This is a genomic window from Pseudomonas sp. GW821-FHT01C01 (genome assembly GCF_059422645.1).
In genome coordinates, this window is the sequence record NZ_JBWKXF010000006.1 from 172,660 (window position 1) to 186,910 (window position 14,251).

12 protein-coding genes are annotated in these 14,251 nt (G+C 61.7%); 2 read left to right on the forward strand and 10 right to left on the reverse strand.

The annotated features are described in order from the left end of the window. Window positions 1-115 precede the first annotated feature (115 nt). Together AC07XF_RS06585 and AC07XF_RS06590 are read left to right on the forward strand one after the other, a co-directional pair. Entirely contained in the window at window positions 116-328 is a 213-nt protein-coding gene (locus AC07XF_RS06585; protein WP_495025862.1) for a hypothetical protein, read from the forward strand. Next, on the forward strand, window positions 325-582 hold the full coding sequence (locus AC07XF_RS06590; protein WP_495025863.1) for a hypothetical protein: 258 nt from the start codon (window positions 325-327) through the stop codon (window positions 580-582). Before AC07XF_RS06585 ends, AC07XF_RS06590 begins: the two co-directional genes overlap by 4 nt. Before the next feature lie 247 nt (window positions 583-829). Here AC07XF_RS06590 and AC07XF_RS06595 read toward each other — a convergent pair whose 3' ends face one another. From AC07XF_RS06595 to AC07XF_RS06640, 10 genes are all read right to left on the reverse strand, one after another. Then, window positions 830-1,426 (reverse strand): glutathione S-transferase, encoded by a 597-nt coding sequence (locus AC07XF_RS06595; RefSeq protein WP_495025864.1) that lies wholly within the window; start codon window positions 1,424-1,426, stop codon window positions 830-832. Then, window positions 1,423-5,064: an AAA family ATPase gene (locus tag AC07XF_RS06600; RefSeq protein WP_495025865.1), complete on the reverse strand. Its 3,642-nt coding sequence runs from the start codon at window positions 5,062-5,064 to the stop codon at window positions 1,423-1,425. The genes AC07XF_RS06595 and AC07XF_RS06600 overlap by 4 nt, the downstream gene beginning before the upstream one ends. After that, window positions 5,061-6,305, reverse strand: coding sequence for an exonuclease SbcCD subunit D C-terminal domain-containing protein (locus AC07XF_RS06605; protein ID WP_495025866.1), 1,245 nt, complete (start codon window positions 6,303-6,305; stop codon window positions 5,061-5,063). Before AC07XF_RS06605 ends, AC07XF_RS06600 begins: the two co-directional genes overlap by 4 nt. Window positions 6,306-6,540: 235 nt before the next feature. Continuing rightward, window positions 6,541-8,190 (reverse strand): BatD family protein, encoded by a 1,650-nt coding sequence (locus AC07XF_RS06610; RefSeq protein WP_495025867.1) that lies wholly within the window; start codon window positions 8,188-8,190, stop codon window positions 6,541-6,543. Beyond that, entirely contained in the window at window positions 8,187-9,926 is a 1,740-nt protein-coding gene (locus AC07XF_RS06615) for a VWA domain-containing protein (RefSeq protein WP_495025868.1), read from the reverse strand. The genes AC07XF_RS06610 and AC07XF_RS06615 overlap by 4 nt, the downstream gene beginning before the upstream one ends. Next, a complete protein-coding gene (locus AC07XF_RS06620) occupies window positions 9,923-11,005 on the reverse strand; it encodes a vWA domain-containing protein (protein ID WP_495025869.1) in 1,083 nt (360 codons plus the stop codon). Before AC07XF_RS06620 ends, AC07XF_RS06615 begins: the two co-directional genes overlap by 4 nt. Next, a complete protein-coding gene (locus tag AC07XF_RS06625; RefSeq protein ID WP_495025870.1) occupies window positions 10,998-11,492 on the reverse strand; it encodes a DUF4381 domain-containing protein in 495 nt (164 codons plus the stop codon). The genes AC07XF_RS06620 and AC07XF_RS06625 overlap by 8 nt, the downstream gene beginning before the upstream one ends. Further along, a complete protein-coding gene (locus AC07XF_RS06630) occupies window positions 11,489-12,433 on the reverse strand; it encodes a DUF58 domain-containing protein (protein ID WP_495025871.1) in 945 nt (314 codons plus the stop codon). Before AC07XF_RS06630 ends, AC07XF_RS06625 begins: the two co-directional genes overlap by 4 nt. A gap of 5 nt (window positions 12,434-12,438) precedes the next feature. Next, window positions 12,439-13,398, reverse strand: coding sequence for an AAA family ATPase (locus AC07XF_RS06635; protein WP_007987019.1), 960 nt, complete (start codon window positions 13,396-13,398; stop codon window positions 12,439-12,441). Between the two features lie 290 nt (window positions 13,399-13,688). Continuing rightward, window positions 13,689-14,042, reverse strand: coding sequence for a hypothetical protein (locus AC07XF_RS06640; RefSeq protein WP_495025872.1), 354 nt, complete (start codon window positions 14,040-14,042; stop codon window positions 13,689-13,691). Between the last annotated feature and the right edge of the window lie 209 nt (window positions 14,043-14,251).

The following is a 14,251-nucleotide window of genomic DNA, read 5'->3' on the forward strand; positions in this document are numbered from 1 at the left end:
AATAGTCTGGCTTAATGATCAATGAAGTTGATGGTCACTATGGATAACCCTGAGTGGTTACCCAGGCTTTTTTGATCGATTCTGTGGGCATTGAAACATGCCTGCGGAGAACATCATGGCCAGCGCAATTCTCACTTCTGCCAAACACGGCGCCTATGTGGCGATCGGTCTTTACCTTGCCATGGTGTTGATGGTCAGCCTTTGCGCCCAGTCGCAATCTACCTTCGAAGCACCGATCCAGGTCGCTCATCCCGGCATCCAGTTTGAACACCGTGCGCAAAACGCGAGCGTTGATCAGGCTGAACTCGCAGGAGTCGTCGGCGCATGAAAGGGCACAGACTTTGGGTCATCGCCTTCCTCGCGTTGATGACCAACGGATCCTCCTTGTTGGGGATCGGGCAGGGCTCGGCGGGCTCGGTGGCACGGGCTATCGAAGCCAATCACAACATCGCCCGCAACATTGAAAATGCCAAGGCCCAGGGGATGCTGGCCGGCAATCCACCGATCAGGACAGAACGGGTGGTTTTCGGGCCGTTCCAGGTTGATTGCTCGGTGATCGGGATGTGTGAGGTGTTCGCGTGATCCCAGCTGGCAACTGAATCTTTTGTGGCGAGGGAGCTTGCTCCCGCTGGGCTGCGAAGCGGCCCCAAATCCTGTGCACTCATTTCTTCAGGTAAACCGCATCAACCGGTTGACGACTGCTGCGCAGCCGAGCGGGAGCAAGCTCCCTCGCCACAGAAATACAGAGCCACAGAGCCACAGAGCTACAGAGCTACAGAGCCACAGAGCTACAGAGCTACAGAGCTACAGAGCCATAGTGTCGGTGTTCTTATTTTCGCATCACACCGGTAAACAATTCCGACTCCAGAAACCGCTGCAACCAATCCTGCAAACGCCGATACGGCGTCTGCGCAAACCATTCGCGGTCGACGTGGGCGAACTGCCGTACGAATGGCATCAGCGCCACATCGGCCAGGCTTGGATGGTCGGCCAGCAAGTAGTCGTGTCCCTCCAGCAACTCATCCAGCCTTTGCAAAAACACCTCGCCTTCGGCGCGATAAACCTCCATCGGCTGCTCCGGATAACGCTCGGCGTATTTGTAGCGATTCAAGTGCACCTTGAACACCTGATCGTTCTGTTCGATCAGGCTGGCGATTTGCGTCGCTGCGGCAGGATCGTTCTTGAGCAACCAGTCTTGCGGATCGTTCTGCGCCAGGGCCCAGCGCATGATGTCGAGGCTTTCGTCGATCACCCGACCATCGGCGTTCAGTACCGGCACCGTGCCTTTGCCCGACAGCGCGAGCATTTCGGCGGGCTTGGCCTTCAGGCTGACTTCGACGATGTCCACCGCCACTGCCGAATAACGCAGGGCCATACGCGCGCGCATGGCATACGGGCAGCGGCGGAAGGAATACAGCGTATTCATTTCACCTCCAGGGTGCTCAGGCCGTTGCCCTGGCGGCGGACCTGAATCTGTACCGGAATCCGTTCATGCATTTCCTGTACGTGGGAAATCACCGCGACCTTGCGGCCCTGGGCTTGCAAGCCGTCGAGGGCGTCCATGGCCAGTTGCAGGGATTCCGGATCGAGGCTGCCGAAACCTTCGTCGATGAACAGCGATTCGATTTTCAACGTGCTCGACGCCATCGACGCCAAACCGAGGGCCAGCGCGAGCGACACGAGGAATGTCTCACCACCGGACAGCGAATGCACCGAGCGCAGTTCGTCGCCCATCTCGGTGTCCATCACCAGCAACCCGAGCATGCTGCCGCCACGCTTGAGGCGATAGCGGCGCACCAGTTGGCGCAACTGGACGTTGGCGTGGTGCACCAGCAGGTCGAGGTTGTAGGCCTGGGCGATCTTGCGGAAGGTGTCGCCGGTGGCCGAGCCAATCAGCGCATTCAGGCGTGCCCAGCGTTGATACTCGTTGTAGGCGTCGGCAATCTGCCGGGCCAGGGCCTGATTGGCGTTCTGCCGGCGCTGGTCCTCGACTTGCTCGGCACGCAGTTCGGCGCAGTGCTGCTCGCTGACGGCGAACTGATGTTGCAGGTCGGTGAGGGCAGTGGCGAGTTGCTCGGCATCGAGATAGCCGTTGTGCTGGGCTTGATGGTCGAGCAAGCGCTGATCACGCTCTTGCAGCAGCACCTTGGCCTGTTCGATGGCTTTTTCGTTGTGTTGCAAGCGTTGGCGCAGTTCGCTGACTTGCGTGTCGTCGACCCGCAGCAGATCTTCGAGGCCACCGTCATCCAGCTCAGGATGTCGGCCGCGCCAGTCGGCGATTTTGTCGGTGAGATCGCGATCTTCGTTTTCCAGCGCTAGCAAACGCTCCTGCTGCGCCTTGAGTTCGGCGGCGATCTGCACGAGTTGCGTACGTACGTGCTGCAGCTCCTGCGCCGTTGTTGCCTGGGCACTGCGTGCTTGCTCTACGGCGTTTTCCAGCCCTTGCTGCCACTGCTCGGCGCTGCTGTGCTCGCCCAGCAGTTGTGCAAGTTGGTGCTGGCAAGCCCGTTGCTGTTCGGCCAATGCACTGAATTGCTGCTCGGCGATTTGCAGTTGTTGCACGCGGGTTTGCTGGCGATCCTGTTCTTTCTCAAGGGTCTGTTGACGCTGTTGCTGCTCGGCAAGTTCTTCCTTCTGCTGATCGAGCTGTGTGAGGCGTTCGGCGATCTGTCGATCCAGCTGCATGAACGTCGCAGCAGGCTCCATCCGTAGCGCTTCGAGGGTTTCGGCCGGCAGAAGACTGCCGAATGCGGCGAGTTCCTCGTCGAGCCGTTGACGGTCGCTGCCCAGTTCGCGCTGCTGGTTGCTCAGGTGCTGGGCCGCTTGCTGATGCGCGGTTTCGGCGTGGCGCAATTGCTGGGTCAAGCGTGCGGCGTCCTGCTGCAGGGTGAGCAGGGCGCGCTGACGTTGTTCGTCCTGAGCGATGCTCTGGTTCAACTGATCGTTCTGCCGGGTCAGCCAGGCGTCGCGCTTTTCGGTGTCCTGATCCAGAAGTTGTGCGGCCAGTGGGTGAGCGTCGAGGCTCGGTGCCAAGGCTTGTTGTTGGGCGTCCAGTTGCTCCTGTTGTTGCAGCAGCTCCTTTTGCTGAGCGATGACGCCCATCACCTCGGCGCGCAATTCGGTGACCTTTTCCTTGAGCTGGTCGACCGCTTGCTGCGCACGGGCCTGCTCGTTTTCGTCGTGGCGACCGAGGCTTTGCAGCAGCGCTTCGGGCTGATGGTAAGGATGCTCGTGACTGCCGCAGACCGGGCACGGCTGGTCGTCCTGCAACTGCGTGCGCAACTCTTCGACACTGGCGCTGCGGGCCAGACGTTGGCGTTCCAGCAGTTCCCGGGTGACGTTGAAGGTTTGTTCGGCGACCGTCAGTTCGGCTTTGGTTTTCACCCCGTCCTGAGTCAGGCGCTCACGTTCCCGTTGCGCGGCGAGCTGACGTTGTTGCAGTTCGGCGCCGCGCTTGTCCAGTTCCTGCTGGCTGGCCCACAGCCGCGTCAGGTCTTCGATGGCGCGCAACTGTTTACGGTTGTCCTGCAACAGGTTGCCGAGGATGCCGATCTGCTCGGCCACGGCGTCCGGCTCCGCGCCGGCCTCTTTGAACAGCACTTCAAGTTGCTGCTTTTGCAAGGCGAGTTCTTCGCCGTAGCGGGTGGCGTTTTGTTCGAGGGTCGCCAGCTCGGCCTGGCCTTTGTTCAAGCGGTTGCCGATCAACATCAACTGTTGCAGGCGATCCCGATAGGCATTCCACGCGTCGCTGAGCGGCGCCAGATGGCCGCTTTGCTCAAGCTCGGTGGCGATACGCTGCAAACGTTCGGCAACCTGATTCTGCTTTTCCAGCAAGGCTTGAATGGCGCTTTGGCCCTGGATGCAGGCTTGTTCTGCGTTGCGCTTCGCGTCGGCGCTGAGGGCGGCGTCCCTGGCCAGGCGGGCGAGGGTGCTTTGCTCCTCGAAGGCCTGACGCAGTAGCGGAGTACATTCGGTTTGTCGTTGTTGTGCTTCGCTGAGGGCGATTTGAGTTGCAGCGAGGTTTTGCTCCAGCAATGTCTGGCGTTCAGTCAGCTCGTGCTGTTGTCGGGTATGGTCAGCCATCTGCGCGGCCAGGGGCGTCAGCAGTGCATCGAGTTCGGATTTGCGGGCGAACTGGTGCCGTTGCGGGCCGAGTTGTTCCAGCCGTGTCAGCTTCAAGCGTTCGCCGGCCAAACCTTCCCACTGCTGTTGGGCACTGTGAAGTTGCTCGGTCGCGGCGTGTTGAGCGTCCTGCAACTGACGCAAATCCTTGAGCCAGGTGTGCTGCTGCTCAAGCTGTTTGAGTTGCGCCTGCTGCAACTTCAGCTGTTGCTGCGCGGCATTGAAGCGCTCATCCAGTGCCACACGGGCTTCGGGCGACAGCGGCGTCACTCCGCTGGCCTGATCCTGCAGCCCTTTGTGAGCCTCGCGAGCCTCTTTGGTCTTGTCGAAGGCCCGACGACCGAGGCGGGTGTAGAGTGCCGTGTCGGTGAGTTTTTCCAGCAGTTCGCTGCGGTCGTTGTCATCGGCCTTGAGGAAGGCACTGAACTCGCTTTGCGCCAACAGCACGGCGCGGGTGAATTGTTCGAAATTCAGGCCCAGCGCGGCTTCGAGTTGAGTTTTGTATTCGCCTTTCTGGCTGGCCAGCAATTGATCCTGATCGATGTCGCGCAGGCTCTGGCGACTGGCTTGCAGTTTGCCGCCGGCCTTTTCCCGGGCGCGATTGGCTTCCCAGCGGGCGCGATAGCGGCGGCCATCGACGCCGACGAAATCCACCTCGGCATAGCCTTCGCCGGTGCCGCGGCGCAGCAACGTCCGTGGGTCGCCGGTAGCGATTTCGCCGTCGGCGTCCGGCACTTTCGCGTCGCGGCCGGTGTTGTTCAGGCGTGGTACGGCGCCAAACAGCGCGAGGCACAAAGCGTCGAGCAGGGTACTTTTACCGGCGCCAGTGGGGCCGGTGATGGCGAACAGCCCGGCGCTGGCCAGGGGTTCGGCGGTGAAGTCGATTTCAAAAGGCCCGGCCAGGGAGGCGAGGTTTTTCAGGCGGATCGCGAGAATCTTCATGGTTGTTCGCTCTCCAACTGCACGTCTTGCAACAGCTCGGCAAAGTCCTTGAGGGTCTGCTCGTCGACCTCGCTGCCGTAGTTGTCCTGCCAGGCGCGGCTGAACAGTTCCTGGGGCGTGAGCTGATCCAGTTCGATCAGCGCGTTGCCATCCTCGATGCCATCACGGCCGCCGTTCCCGGCGTACTCAGCGGCAATACGCACCAGGCGCACGGCCTTGCCTTGCAGGGCGCTTTCCACTTGATTGCGCAGGTCGGGCTGCGGTTCATCGAGGCGCACCCGCACCTCCAGCCACGGTTGGCGCTGGATGTCGGCCAACAGGTCGATGTTTGGCAGATCCTTCAGTTGCAGCAGGATCTCGCTCAATGGCGCCGGGCCGATGCGTTGCAGGTTGACCGCACGGGGGATCAGTTTCGGCTCGACGCTGACCAGGGTTTCGCCGTCGAGCTTGATGTCGAGAATCTGGTGCTGATAGCTGATCTCGGAGAACGACAGTGGAATTGGCGAGCCGCTGTAGCGAATGCGCTCCTCGCCGTTGACCTTCTGCGGCTTGTGCAAATGACCGAGGGCAACGTAGCTGATGCTCGGCCCGAACAGGCTGGCGGGCAGGGCTTCGGCGTTGCCGATGATCAGGCTGCGCTCGGAGTCTTCCGACACCGAGCCGCCGGCCATGTGCGCGTGGCTGATGGCGATCAGTGCCTGCCCCGGCTGACGTTTGGCGTTGGCCGCTTCGATCAGCCACTCGTGCACCTGACCGATCCCGCGCAAATAGTTGTCGCCCAAGTGTGCGCCAGTGACTTCCGCCGGGCGCAGGAATGGCAGTGCCAGGCACCAGGCGGTGACTTCACCACTGGCATCCGGCAAGGGCAGCAACAGGCGTTCGGCGTCCAGTTGACCGTCGTCGAGCCACAGCACGCGGCCGAGCGCGTGGGTGCGCAAGCGCCGCATCAAGGGCGCGGGCAGTTCGATCCGTGAGCCGGAATCGTGGTTGCCGGCAATCATCACGATGGTCAGCGACGGCTGCTGTTCATGGGCGCTGACGATGAAGTCGTAGAGACGCTCCTGAGCTTTGACCGGCGGGTTGACCGTGTCGAAGATATCGCCGGCGATCAACAGCACATCCGGTTGATCCAGCTTCAGCTGGCGTAACAGCCAGTCAAGAAAGCAGCCATGTTCGAAATCGCGATCCTGGCCGTGCAGGTTTTGCCCCAGGTGCCAGTCGGAGGTGTGAAACAAGCGCAAGGCGAACTCCGCTACAAAATAGGTAATGGCCGCGTGAAAAATGAAGGCGGCGAAAGGGGAGAGAGTTTACTGGTAAAAACGCCCGGTCGCGCGATGGAGTGTTTTGTGGCGAGGGAGCTTGCTCCCGTTGGGCCGCGAAGCGGACCCAGGTTTTTTCTGGCACACCGGGTTGCCGGGATTTACGGCCGCTTCGCGACCGAGCGGGAGCAAGCTCCCTCGCCACTAGGATCGGAGTTTATTTGGGATAAAGCGGCGGCAATCCACTGTCACCGACCGGGTCCTGGACCCGTTCGGCCATCGGAATCGCCTTGATCGCCCGCCACAGCTCGTCACCTTGCCAGTATTGGCCGGTTTCGCTGTACAGCGCGCCATTCAAGCCGTCTAGGGCGTTGGACAGTGGCACGAAGCGGGCGGCCATGTCGGCCAGGGTTTCCGGTTGTTGCCGGGCCCAGGCGTCGAGGGCCTGGCGGGTGGCGTGGGAATCGTTGGCCTGGCAGGCGCGCTTGAGGTCATCAAGCACGGTGCGCGGGCTCGGGCCGGTTTGAGCGACACGCGCCACCGCCGGTTGCCAGCGGCCACGCCACCAGAGGCCGAAGCCGAGCAGGGTGGTGCAGGCCAGAATCAAGGTGCTGAGCTTCCAGCGCCAGAGCGCTTCGCTGTCGGCACCGGCATCGACCGCTGAGATGCCAGCCTGGGTGTCGATCACCAGGCTCGGGTTGGCCGCCACATGCAGTGTGCGCGCCGGCAGGCTGCTGTGTTCCAGATGGTCTTCGAAGGTGTTCCACCAGACCACGTCGACGGTGGGCAATTCGATGGCGCCGGTCCGTGTCGGCACCAATGCTTCCCGGTCTTCACGACTGCCGACCAGGCCGCGTTCGCTGTTCTGGTTGCCGAGCACCGGTTGATCCGGGTAGCGGCGCAGGCCGCCGACATCGGTGCCGGGCAGTGGCGGCAGTTGGGTGCTGGACAGGCCTTCGGCCGTCACTGTCAGGCTGCGGGTCAGCGAATCGCCGACCTGTGTGTGATCCGGCTCCGGGCTCCAGCTTTCGCTCAGGCTCAGGCTGCGGGCAGGCAACCAGGGCGCGTCGGCCGGATAGGTGATGGGTTTGGCCTTGACCGTCAACAGCAGTTCGGTCGAGGTGACGCGCATCTGCTTGCCGGTTTTCGGCCCCTGGGCTGTGTCCTGTGTCGGTTGCGCATCGACCAGCGCGGCGTTGAAGATCTGCGCCGGAATAATCAGTTCGCCGCTGTGCTGAGGGTAGATCGCATAGCGCATTTCGATCACGCCATGGCGCTGGCCATCGATGTCTTTTTCGTAGGTGCGTGAGTCGCCCAATTGTTCGATGCGTGTATCGGGTATCTGCAAGGGCGGCAGGCTGCTGTCGTCGTATAGCGACACTGAATGGTAGATGCGCAGGGTCAGGATCGCCTGGGCCTGGACGTACACGCTGGTTTGATCGAGGCTGGCATCGATGAACACCGGGGCCCGTTTGTTCGGGTTGTCCGGCGTGTCGCTTTCGACCACTTGCAGGGTGATCGGCTGGCTCTGTAGTTCACCCAGTTGCAGTGGCGGAATCACCACGCTGCCGTTTTGCCGGGGCAGGAGGGTGACGATCCAGCGGGTGGTGGCGCGGTTTTCACCGCTGAGGGTGTTCAACTGGTTGACCTGGCGTGTGCCGCGCACGTCGAACAGCGGCTCCAGCGGCGCCAGGTCGGGTTTGCCGAACTGCGTTACATCGGTGGATTCCAGGGTCAGCTCGACCGTCTCGCCTGAGCTCAGGCGACTGCGATCAACACTGGCGACCAGCTCCGCAGCCTGTGCCTGAAAAGTGCAGAACAACAGGCCATGCAGCAGCGCGAGCAATAAAACGGTGAAGCGGGTCATCGAGTTTCTTCCTGATCCTGATGTTGTTGCTGTTCGTACCAGAATTTGCGCCTGAGCAGTTCACCGGGGTCATCCGGGATCTGCCGCAGCCACTGTTCCAGCGCCTGGCGCTGTTCACCTTCGATGCTGTCGGTGGCCGGGCGCAAGGGCGGCGTGGTGTGTTGTTCGTCACCCAACTCGCTGCCCGGCACTTCGTTGGTTCCGGGTCTGGGCGGCGACTTTGGCGATTGCTCGGTGTCGACGCTGGACTGCGGTTCTTGCATTTGCGGCTGGCCGCTGTCCGAAGGTTGCGACGTGGCACCGGGTGGCGTCTGTTGTTCATTGGGCTGGGGTTCGTCGCTCGCGGATTTGTCCGGTTGCGCTGCGGGCGGGTTGTTTTTCTGCTTGAGCAGCTCTTCCACCAGCGCCTTGTTGGTCAGCGCCGGACGCAAATCCGGTTGACGTTCCAGTGCCTGTTCGTAAGCGTCCAGGGCGGCCTCCAGCTCACCACCTTTGGCCAGGGCATTGCCTCGATTGTAGTGGGCGTGGGCATCGTTGCCTTCAGCGAACCGCTCGGCGGCGCCCGCGTAGTCACCGGCCTCATAAAGCGCCACGCCTTGCCACTGATGGTCGTCGAAACGCCGGGCGGCTTCGGTCGGGCGCTTCTGTTTGAGTAAATGCGCGCCTTGTTGATCAGGCCGCAGCCACACGTCTGCGAGGTCGAAGGCGTAACTCGGTTGAGGCAGTGCGAATAACAGCGGCAGACAGAGCAGCCAACCGCGACGTCCCGCGCAGGCCGCGAGCAACAACAGCGGTAGCAACAGCCAGTAGCCTTGATCGGCCCAGGCGTCCAGGCGCAAGGTCTGACCGTCGTTACGCAAGTTGCGTGGACCGTCGAGCAGGCCAAGGGCGTGCAGGTCGCTATCGTCCAGACGCGCCTGGCGATAGCGTCCATCCAGGTCGTTGGTAAAATTTTTCAAACCAGGCTCGTCGAGGCGCGGCACGAGAATGGCGCCTTGTTCATCCTTGAGGAAACTGCCGTCCTCCTGGGTGATGGGCGAGCCTTCGGCGGTGCCGATGCCGAGCATCAGGAAGCGGGTCGAATTGCCGTTCAGCGCGCGACGAATGCCCAGCCGCTCTTGTTCGGACAGGGACGAACCAATCAGCAGAATCCGGCCGTCGCCCAGAGCCGCCTGTTCGAGCAGCGCCAGGGCCTTGAGCACCGCCAGATCGGCGCGATGGCCGGCCTCTGGCATCAACGACGGTTTTAGAGCATCCAACAGATTGCGGCTGGTGGAAAGATCATCCGACAGCGGTACCAGCGTGTGGGCACTGCCGGCGTAGACAACGATGGCGGTTTGCGCGTCGCTGCGAATCTGCAGCAGATCAAGCAACTTGCGTCGTGCCTGTTCGAGTCGGTTGGGCGTGACGTCGGTGGCGAGCATTTCCGGGGTCAGTTCGAGAATCACCACCAGCGGGTCGGCGGGCTTTTGACTGGTCTGCTCGACACGCTGCCAGCTCGGCCCCAGCAGGGCGAAGACGGTCAACAGCCACGCGAGACCGAGGGCGATCCAGGGCAGTTTACTGTTACGTCCACTGCCACCGCTGAGCAGTGCTGCGTGAAAGGCCGGAGGCAAAATCATTTGCCAGCGCCCGGCGCGTTGCTCGCGATGCCAGAGTTGCCAGAGCAACCAGCCAAGCACCGGCAGCAACAGTAGCCACCAGGGGCGGAACCAGTAAGGCCACAGCACACTCATCGACGCCTCCTCAGGCGCAGGCGTTTGAGACGCTGGCGCCAGTCAGGCAGCAGTTGGGTTTGCAAAAACAGATCCTTGGTAAACAGGCGTTGCAATGGGTTGTCCGGCCAGAGTACGGGGGCCACCAGCAGCATGCTCAACCACAGCGCCAGGGCCAGTGGCCAGTGATACAACGCTTGAGCCGGGCGGGCCTGGGTGGGTTGCTGGGCCACGGGCTCCAGTTGGTCCAGGGTGTCCTTGATGGCTTGCAGTTCCTTGCCGTCGCGAGCACGGAAGTACTGGCCACCCGTGACCTCGGCGATTGCCTTGAGGGAAGGTTCGTCAAGGTCCAGGCTCGGATTGACACCGAGAAAGCCGACCGTGCCACTTTGCTCCGGATCGGCACCGATACCGATCGGGTAGATTTTCACACCTTCTTTGGCCGCCAGCCGCGCAGCGGTGAGTGGGCCGATTTCACCCGCATTGTTGGCGCCGTCGGTCACCAGTATCAGCACGCGGCTGGTTGCCGGACGCAAACGCAGGCGTTTGAGGGCCAAACCGATAGCATCGCCGATGGCGGTGTTTTTGCCGGCAATGCCGATGCGCGCTTCGTCGAGCCAGACGCGCACGGTGTGCCGGTCGAATGTCAGCGGTGCCTGCAGATAGGCCTGGCTGCCAAACAGGATCAGGCCGACACGGTCACCTTCGCGGCGTTCGAGGAAATCGCCGAGCAAGTGCTGGACCAACGACAGTCGGCTCACATCTTCGTCCTGCCACTGCATGTCAGGGAAATCCATGGAGCCGGAAACGTCCACCGCCACCAGCAGATCGCGGCCACTGGCGGCAATCGGCAAAGGTTCGCCGAGCCACTGCGGGCGCGCCGCCGCGATCAGCAGCAACAGCCATAGCAGCATGAACGGTGCCTGCTGGCGCCATGCCGGCAGGTTGGCCCGGGCACGACGCCCGGCGAGGCCTTCGAGATCGCTGAGGAAGCTGACCTTGAGTGCCGGTTCACCACTGTCGGCCACCGGCAATACGATGCGCATCAGCCACGGCAGCGGCAGAAGGGCAAAAATCCACGGCCAGGCGAACTCAAACATGTTTGCGAATCCACGTATCAACGGCTTGGGTCAGGCCGGCAATGGCCTTGTCGTCGAGTTTGCATTCGGGTTTGTACGCGCCTTCGACCAGCACCATCCAGCGGGTCAGGCCGGCCGCCGGGCAGCGGTTGTCGAGGAACGCCAGCCATTTGCGGCCGTTGAGGGTGTGGCTCTGGCTGTAGGGATAGTGGTTGCGGCACAGGCGTTTGAGCAAACCGTTGAGTTGCTGGAGCCAGGCACCGGCTGGCGCACCGTCGTAGGGTTTGGGCATCAGCGCCAGCTCCGCCAGGGCGGCCAGGCGCACGGGGTCAAGTGGCTGTTCAGCACGCACCACGGGGCGCTTGTTCGGAAAAAAGCGACGCAGTTTCCACAGGCCCAATCCGATCAGTGGCACCAATAAAATCAGCAACCACCAACCCGGTGCCGGAGGCCAGAATTCCACCGGTGGTGGGGATATCAGTGGTTGCAGTTGATCAAGGCTGCTCATCGACCTTTCCCCGGTTTCTGTGGGTTCAGGTATTCGCGCAATTGCTCGACCATCTCGCTCTGAGTGCTCAAAGGCATCATCAACACCCGCAGTTTCTGCGCGAGCAGTTCCCAGCGCGCGATGCGCAATTCGGCCTGGGCCCGGTAAGCCTGGCGCAGGTCGAAATTCAGCGTGTCGAGCTCCAGTTGCGCACCGCGCTCGGCGAAACGTAAAAGGCCGGCGGCGGGCAGGGCATGATCCAGTGGATCGGACACCGGCAGCAGTAACAGGTCGCAATGACGCGATAACAGGCTCAGCTGTTGCTCGGCGCTTTCCGATAGTGCGCGTTCATCGCAGATCACGATCACCAGGCTGCCCGGACGTGACACCTCCCGCGCGCGGCGCAAGGCAATGCCAAAGGCGTCGCGGTCCGGCTCGGCTTCGGTGCTCAGCGACTGGTTGACCCGCACCAGCCGGTTGAGCAATTGCAACAGGCTTTGCTTGCTGCGCCGGGGTTTGATTTCGTAATGCACATTATCGCCATACACCAGGCCGCCAACCCGGTCGTTGTGCCCCAGGGCAGCCCAACCGATCAGGCTCGCGGCCTGGGCGGCGAGCACCGATTTGAACATCAGGCCCGAGCCGAAAAACAGCCGGCGGCTTTGCTCGACCATGATGAAAATCGGCCGCTCACGTTCTTCGTGAAACAGCTTGGTGTGGGGTTCCTGGGTACGGGCGGTCACGCGCCAGTCAATGGTGCGCACATCGTCGCCGGCCTGATAGACCCGCACCTGATCGAAATCCACGCCACGTCCGCGCAGTTTGGAATGGTGCAGGCCGATCAGCGGGCTGCGCTGACTCGGCGTGGAAAACAGCTGCACTTCGCGCACGCGATGGCGCATCTCGATCAGGTCGGCGAGGCTGACACGAATGCCCGGCTCGGGCGGCAGGCTGGCGTTCATCGGGGTCAAGCGACGGCTACGACGTCGAGAATCCGCTGGACCACCCGGTCCTGATCGATGCCAGCGGCTTCGGCTTCAAAGGAAAGAATGATGCGATGGCGCAGCACATCGAACAGCACGGCCTGGATATCTTCCGGGCTGACGAAGTCGCGGCCGGCCAGCCAGGCGTGGGCTCGGGCGCAGCGGTCCAGGGCAATCGAACCGCGAGGGCTGGCGCCATAGGCGATCCACTCGGCCATTTCCGGGTCGAACTTGGCCGGGGTGCGGGTGGCCATGACCAGTTGCACCAGGTATTCCTCCACGGCGTCGGCCATGTACAGACCGAGGATTTCCTTGCGTGCGACAAAAATCGTCTGTTGAGTAACCCGCCGCTCGGGCTTCGCTTCGCCGTTCAGGGCTTCTCCGCGGGCTTGCTGCAGAATCCGGCGCTCAACAGCGGCATCGGGAAAGCCGATTTTCACGTGCATCAGGAACCGGTCAAGTTGGGCTTCTGGCAGTGGATAGGTACCTTCCTGCTCGATGGGGTTTTGCGTGGCCATCACCAGGAACAGCGGCGACAGCTCATAGGTGCTGCGCCCGACACTGACTTGCCGCTCGCCCATGGCTTCGAGCAAGGCCGACTGAACCTTGGCCGGGGCGCGGTTGATTTCGTCCGCCAGCACCAGGTTGTGGAAGATCGGGCCTTGCTGGAACACGAAGCTGCCGGTTTCCGGGCGGTAGATTTCCGTACCGGTAATGTCGGCCGGCAACAGGTCGGGGGTGAACTGGATGCGGTGGAACTGAGCCTCGATGCCTTCGGCAAGTTCTTTGATGGCCTTGGTCTTGGCCAGGCCAGGGGCGCCCTCGACCAGCATGTGGCCATCGGCGAGCAGGGCGATGAGCAAGCGCTCGATGAGTTTTTCCTGGCCGAGAATCTGCGTTGAAAGAAAGGTTCGCAGCGCGAGCAGCGCTTCACGATGTTCCATCGATGACTGTTCCTGCAAAAGGGTGGCCGAGGACGTTCGAAAATGCGCCAGGGCTGGGGGCGTTACTTTAATCCATCGCGGGGGGCGGCGACTAACGGCATTTTGTGCAAAGTGCAGGAATTGGTTGGCAATCGTTGTAGGAACTTTCTACAGGTTACAGGCTGGCGGTGTTCTTTCGGGCCTCTTCGCGAGCAAGCCCGCTCCCACATTTGATCGCATTCTTACTGGAAGAACGCGGTCGACTGTGGGAGCGGGCTTGCTCGCGAAGGCGTCAGCAGGCGCGCTGATCCTCAGAGCTCGCTGATATAAGTCCCGGTGCCCTTGAGAATGTTCCGCAAGGTTTCTTCCACTTCAGCCAGATCCGTCATATCGGCATCAAAGGTGATTTCCAGCACATCATCCCCATTGAGCGCATCAGCATCAGCCGCGGCAATTTCGATCTTCAACAGGGCAGGGCCGAGGGTGACTTTCACGCCATCCAGGGTCGAAGGCTCGCCGTCGAGGGTGATTTCCAGCTCGTCTTCATCGGGGTAGCGGCTCATCAGGAACATTTCGCCCTGGTCGCTGTGGCAGCAGAGCATGGCCATGTTGTCTTCTTCGTCGTCGCAAGGATTGACGATCAAGAGGGCGGTTTTCATTTTCATGGGAAATTCCTGGCTCGACGGGCGTGGTAAACGCAATAAAGGGCGATTCTGCCAGCCTGCGCACATTTCTGCTCGTCCGAGTGTCAATGACCGGGTTGTGGACGGGCAGAGTGTTACTGGTCATTTCTGGTACGCATGTCCCGTAAAACCGGACGGAAAACCGTCATTTTTCTGTGCGAATGCTAGTGTTGTTCGATGCGTATGCCTTG

Excerpts from the sequence above, each read along its gene's own strand:
- AC07XF_RS06585 (WP_495025862.1), top strand. The coding sequence starts at position 116 with ATGGCCAGCGCAATTCTCACTTCTGCCAAACACGGCGCCTATGTGGCG.
- AC07XF_RS06590 (WP_495025863.1), top strand. The coding sequence starts at position 325 with ATGAAAGGGCACAGACTTTGGGTCATCGCCTTCCTCGCGTTGATGACC.
- AC07XF_RS06595 (WP_495025864.1), bottom strand. The coding sequence starts at position 1,426 with ATGAATACGCTGTATTCCTTCCGCCGCTGCCCGTATGCCATGCGCGCG.
- AC07XF_RS06600 (WP_495025865.1), bottom strand. The coding sequence starts at position 5,064 with ATGAAGATTCTCGCGATCCGCCTGAAAAACCTCGCCTCCCTGGCCGGG.
- AC07XF_RS06610 (WP_495025867.1), bottom strand. The coding sequence starts at position 8,190 with ATGACCCGCTTCACCGTTTTATTGCTCGCGCTGCTGCATGGCCTGTTG.
- AC07XF_RS06615 (WP_495025868.1), bottom strand. The coding sequence starts at position 9,926 with ATGAGTGTGCTGTGGCCTTACTGGTTCCGCCCCTGGTGGCTACTGTTG.
- AC07XF_RS06620 (WP_495025869.1), bottom strand. The coding sequence starts at position 11,005 with ATGTTTGAGTTCGCCTGGCCGTGGATTTTTGCCCTTCTGCCGCTGCCG.
- AC07XF_RS06625 (WP_495025870.1), bottom strand. The coding sequence starts at position 11,492 with ATGAGCAGCCTTGATCAACTGCAACCACTGATATCCCCACCACCGGTG.
- AC07XF_RS06630 (WP_495025871.1), bottom strand. The coding sequence starts at position 12,433 with ATGAACGCCAGCCTGCCGCCCGAGCCGGGCATTCGTGTCAGCCTCGCC.
- AC07XF_RS06635 (WP_007987019.1), bottom strand. The coding sequence starts at position 13,398 with ATGGAACATCGTGAAGCGCTGCTCGCGCTGCGAACCTTTCTTTCAACG.
- AC07XF_RS06640 (WP_495025872.1), bottom strand. The coding sequence starts at position 14,042 with ATGAAAATGAAAACCGCCCTCTTGATCGTCAATCCTTGCGACGACGAA.